This is a genomic window from Bacillus sp. AFS041924 (genome assembly GCF_002577195.1).
Classification (GTDB): Bacteria; Bacillota; Bacilli; order Bacillales; family Bacillaceae_G; genus Gottfriedia.
The window spans coordinates 1-2,072 of sequence record NZ_NULG01000149.1; the positions used below are offsets into that span (position 1 = coordinate 1).

The 2,072-nt window shown below is 32.0% G+C and carries 3 protein-coding genes; 2 read left to right on the top strand and 1 reads right to left on the bottom strand.

Annotation, left to right across the window (positions count from 1 at the left end; translation table 11 throughout):
* The first annotated feature begins 249 nt into the window (after nt 1–249).
* Together COC46_RS21620 and COC46_RS21625 are read left to right on the top strand one after the other, a co-directional pair.
* On the top strand, nt 250–792 hold the full coding sequence (locus COC46_RS21620; RefSeq protein WP_098811953.1) for a hypothetical protein: 543 nt from the start codon (nt 250–252) through the stop codon (nt 790–792).
* A gap of 80 nt (nt 793–872) precedes the next feature.
* Nucleotides 873–1,244: a hypothetical protein gene (locus tag COC46_RS21625; protein ID WP_141550950.1), complete on the top strand. Its 372-nt coding sequence runs from the start codon at nt 873–875 to the stop codon at nt 1,242–1,244.
* A 129-nt stretch (nt 1,245–1,373) separates the two neighbouring features.
* Here COC46_RS21625 and COC46_RS21630 read toward each other — a convergent pair whose 3' ends face one another.
* Nucleotides 1,374–1,895: a DUF421 domain-containing protein gene (locus COC46_RS21630; protein ID WP_098811955.1), complete on the bottom strand. Its 522-nt coding sequence runs from the start codon at nt 1,893–1,895 to the stop codon at nt 1,374–1,376.
* Nucleotides 1,896–2,072: the final 177 nt, after the last annotated feature.

Here is a 2,072-nt window from a genome sequence, read left to right on the forward strand (position 1 = left end):
AATACTATATATAAGCATGCATTAGTTGAACAACATGATCGACAATTAGTCGGCCTTTTTTTATTAAACAAACTGGTTGAAAAAGGTTAGTTATTAGAATGAATTAAAATTCCCCCAAGTTTATGTTTAATAGGAATTTCATATATATAAATTGAATTTTAATAATCATAAATAGGGAGGTATTTATGATTGATGTTGAAAGAAATAAGTTATGAATAAAGAATGACTTATTTTATTAAGGGTGAGAGGTTGAAAAAAAAATCAATCATAATAATGGTATTTGCTTCTATCCTATTACTTGTGGGTGTTGCGTTCTTTTCATTTTACCGGTTAGTTTATGCCAGTAATCCTATTGAAATTGAAGGGTATTCCTGGAACACCATGACAGAAGGGAAAACGGTAATCGTTCTACAATTTCATAACAAAGGTCGAAAGGATATCACACTAAAAGATATCACTTTTAATCAGGGGAAAAAACCAAAAGAATTGGCATTAGGGATTAGTTATAGTGGACAATTGGTGCAACCTGCTACAGGTGATCCAAGGATGGATGACCCAAGGACGAAATTTATGAACATTGACGCAGCACCCATTCATCCTAGATTAAGTCCTAACGAAATAAATGAAGCCATTAAACGAAAAGATAATACACCCATTTATTACGGAATTAAAGTGGAGTTTTATCAGGAGCCGATTAAAAGTATGACCATTAAATATACGTATTTTGGGGTTCTTGTTACCAAAAAAATAAATCTAGAATTTTGGGAAATAAAGAACCAACGCATACATTAGTTAAACAAACACTAGGAGCATTATTAAAAAAACTTTACTATTTTTCACCTAATCCACAGCACAAAAAGGGAGAGGTGATGTTGTTGAAACGTGTGTTAACTATATTTTTACTTGCCTTAGGAATTATCATTATAGTTATTCCATTAGCAATTTATCAGGATATTAGATATAAGTCTGGGCAACTAACCATTATACAGAAATATGAACCGAACAGCCAAATGCATTATGAAATAGCACATTACGGAGTAGTTAATGCGAAAATGGATGGAAAAGATATCGGCATAAAAGTGGATAGTTATGGAAGTGGTCCAATCCCAAGCGAGTTAAAGTCTTCTTCGCATTATTATCTCGCAAAAGACAAATATAAGGTGAGAAGAATTGCCTCTTCATCAGGATTTCTAAAGAAGGGGGACGTAATAAAAATCACATACAATGGAAGTATGAAAGAATAAGATTTTCAAAAAAAGAAGAGTTGAACAATATGAAGGTCTGTATGACAGACCTATTTTGTACAACAAGCACTAAATTTGATTTATAACTATCAACAATATAAAGGAAAATGAGTACTTTTTAAATAATCATTAGCTTTCCTTAGATTCAAGAATTTTTGTTTCAATTAGTCTCACTAAATTTTGAATGTCTTGTTTAGTTGCAGGCTCTAGGCTTGGCTTCAATTTATATCCAATTTGACCATTTACTTCTAATGCAGCCCACTCTACATCTTCAATCGAAGTTATTCCCAACTGGTGTAAACGCATTTTTAAATTTTCGGTTGTAAGACGTGCCTTTTTCATGTTTTCTCCATTTAAGACCCCATCTTCAATAAGGATGGTTGACATGCCAGTTAGTAATAATTCTAATGAATTAAATTTTAGCTTAAGTAACTGAAACAGAATTACCGTTATTATGAGGATGGAAGCAACACTAATACTTGTCCAAATACTCTTATTTTCAATTGGACGACTAAGTAATGGACCAATTGTACTCATTAATACAAGTTCAGAAACAGTCATCTTAGAAATAGAGTTTCTTCCGGCTATTCTTAATAAAAACGTTCCGATGATAACAATTAACACTGCTTTCCATACAAAATCAAGTTGCATATAATCATCCTTTTTACTTAATTTTCCAAAGTGCGGTACAGAATATGCATTAATAGCATTAATATTCTAAGATAGAGGATGATTACTGTCTTATGCAACTAACGATTGCGATTCTTCAATAGAAGATCGCTTTTTCTTATTCAACATAATGGCAGGATAGTTGTGCGAAATGTTTCT